The sequence below is a fragment of the Otoolea muris genome (assembly GCF_943193115.1).
GTDB lineage: Bacteria > Bacillota > Clostridia > Lachnospirales > Lachnospiraceae > Otoolea > Otoolea muris.
This window is the reverse complement of sequence record NZ_CALPCY010000125.1, coordinates 1-2599: the sequence shown is the minus strand read 5'-3', so window position 1 is coordinate 2599 and position 2599 is coordinate 1. Positions and strand designations below refer to the sequence as shown.

The 2599-nt window shown below is 45.4% G+C and carries 3 protein-coding genes; all 3 read right to left on the bottom strand.

The window, feature by feature from the left end:
• Nucleotides 1–103: 103 nt before the first annotated feature.
• From NFS31_RS26470 to NFS31_RS26460, 3 genes are read right to left on the bottom strand one after another with little or no spacing between them, the layout of a single operon-like run.
• Complete coding sequence (locus NFS31_RS26470; RefSeq protein WP_251502013.1) at nt 104–808, bottom strand: flavodoxin; 705 nt, start codon at nt 806–808, stop codon at nt 104–106.
• Between the two features lies 1 nt (nt 809).
• Nucleotides 810–1394 carry a flavodoxin family protein gene (locus NFS31_RS26465; protein WP_251502009.1) on the bottom strand — a complete coding sequence of 195 codons (585 nt, stop codon included), beginning with the start codon at nt 1392–1394 and terminating at the stop codon, nt 810–812.
• 26 nt (nt 1395–1420) lie between these two features.
• On the bottom strand, nt 1421–2500 hold the full coding sequence (locus NFS31_RS26460) for an aldo/keto reductase family protein (RefSeq protein ID WP_251502006.1): 1080 nt from the start codon (nt 2498–2500) through the stop codon (nt 1421–1423).
• Nucleotides 2501–2599: the final 99 nt, after the last annotated feature.

The following is a 2599-nucleotide window of genomic DNA, read 5'->3' as shown; positions in this document are numbered from 1 at the left end:
TAAATCATCCGTTTTTGTCCGGATGTATCTACCCTTTTTTCATTCTATAACTGTCCGAGTTTTCGGACAGTCTCCCCTTGTCTTTCATCTAAGCCTATCAAGACTATTCCCAATTTAAGATACTAATACTGTTAAGCCATTCTTCTATTGATTCCCTTGAAGTTCCACTGGCAAACCTTTCACCATCAAGCCACTGTACAGATTCAGAGCAAAGAGAGTGAAGATTACTTGCACTGGAACCAACTCCACTGCTATGTGAAGTACAGAATGGAATAATGGTCTTTTCTGAGAAATCGTAGTTCTCTAAAAAGGTACTGATAATCCGTGGCGCCTGTCCGTGCCATATAGGGTAGCCGAGGATGATCGTATTATATTCCTCCATATTCTCCACACTGCCAGAAATCCCTGGACGTATGTAAGGATCGTTCTGCTCCTGATCTGCCCGACCATTTGTATAATATGCTAAATCCTCCTCCGTATAAGGGTCTTCCGGCACGATTTCATAAAGATCGGCGTTTAGAATTTCCGCCGCATATTCTGCCAATAGCTTTGTCGTTCCAGTAGCAGAAAAATACACTACTAAGGTTTTTGTTCCCATATCCGACTCCTGTTCCGGCTCTGAAACCGCTTCTGATGACTTCTGAATTTCTGTTCCGGAACCTACTTGTTCATAATCCGTAGATTGTTCTGTCTGTTCTTCAGTTTGCGGCAGAGTGCTTTCCACTCCATTTTGGGCTTCATTATTTCCACATCCAGTCATAATAAAAAGCAGCAAGAATGAAAGCACAATGCAAATCTTATTTTTCATCTTATCGCCGCCTTTCTTCCAGAGTTTTCAACAAATATGTCATATTCCGGCCAAGATTTCTCATGGTTTCCATTCCTTCTTCATCCTTCTGCACATCCCCCGGCATCTGTCCATAAGCCATAGGCCAATAGGAAGATCCAACCACAAACATATTCTGTAGCATAAAAAAATGATTCATTGCATCAAGTGCGGCGATTGCACCGCCCCTGCGGGCTGCCGTAACGGACGCGCCTACTTTATATTTAAGTAGATCCGCATCGTTGTTCATATCTGCTACCACGGATGCACGTTCCAAAAACGCCTGCATATTTGCGGAAATATTTGCAGTATATACCGGTGAGCCAAGAATGATCCCATCAGCCTGTTTCATTTTTTCAAAAATCTCCTGAAACTGGTCTTTTTTATGGACACAGTTTTTTCTTCCGCCGCAAGCCCAACAAGCCTTGCAGGGTTCAATGATTTTTCCGGAAAGCTGCGCCATCTCCGTTTCAATTCCTTCCTTATGCAGTTCCTCAAACACAGTATTGATCAGGATTGCTGTGTTTCCGTCTTTTCTTGCGCTGCCGTTAATCGCTAAAACTTTCATATGCCGCCTCCGCTTTACAAATTTTTTTAGTACCAATCATGTTTCTCGCCACGGTCAAGGGCATTGATACGCCCCATTTCCTCCTCCGTCAATTCAAAATCAAACAATTCCGTGTTTTCCTGAATATGATCGGGATTGCTGGAGCCGGGAATGACTACGACACCCTTTTGCAGATTCCACCGAAGAATAACCTGCGCCGATGATCTCCCATGCGCTGCTGCAATTTCCGAAATCACTTCATTCCCAAGCAGCTCTGCCGTATACCCCCTGCCGCCAAGCGGATACCAGCCCTGCGCCACAATCCCAAGACTGTGAATGTATGGGATTACATCGTTCTCCTGATAATACGGGTGTATTTCATTCTGCACCAGAGCCGGGGTAATGTTTATCTGCGGTAAAAATTCGTCCAGTTCTTCCACATACCAGTTTGATAACCCAAGCGAACGGATTTTGCCGTCTGCAACCGCTTTTTCCATTGCAAGGTAAGCCTCCACATCGCCTGTTCCGGGGTGGTGGAGCAGCATCATGTCAATGTAGTCTATATCTAATTTGGCAAGCGCCTCCTCAATCGCCGCTTCCGGATCGGAAAACTGGTTCGGGTACAGCTTTGTAATGACAAAGATTTCCTCCCTCGGTATGCCGGAGTTCCTCACAGCCTCCCCCACACTTTCCTCGTTATGGTACATATAGGCAGTATCAATCAGGCGGACGCCGCTGTTTAATGCCGCCGTGACAGACTCCACACAAGTATCCCCGGTCAGGCTGTATGTGCCAATCCCATATATGGGCATTTCATACCCACTGTTCAGTAAAACTGTCTTTGTTTCAAAGTTAAAAGAAATATCTCCTGTCATTGTATTTCCATCTCCCTGTGTCTGCTGTTCCTGCCCGCCAGCCATATCATTTTCCGTTTCTGCCTCAGTCTGTGCGGTTTCCGATGCTGCTGACTGCTCCTGTCCTGTCTGCTCTGTTGTTTCTACACTTTCTGCCTGCCTATCCTGCTCCGACACTTTATCCGTAAGGGAATCCGTCTCTGTCCGTTTGCCACAGGCTGATAGCGAAACGATAAGCAGGCAAGCGAGTATAAGATTAAACAGACGTTTCATACCGCTCCTCCCTTTCTGTATGATAACTTCTCGGAATCTTCAGCCCTTATTTCATGGGGCTTTCAGAACCTATTTTTCAAAAATCACCCACTTTTTTCT

Coding starts and splice junctions, on each gene's coding strand:
- NFS31_RS26470 (WP_251502013.1), bottom strand. CDS start 808: ATGAAAAATAAGATTTGCATTGTGCTTTCATTCTTGCTGCTTTTTATT.
- NFS31_RS26465 (WP_251502009.1), bottom strand. CDS start 1,394: ATGAAAGTTTTAGCGATTAACGGCAGCGCAAGAAAAGACGGAAACACA.
- NFS31_RS26460 (WP_251502006.1), bottom strand. CDS start 2,500: ATGAAACGTCTGTTTAATCTTATACTCGCTTGCCTGCTTATCGTTTCG.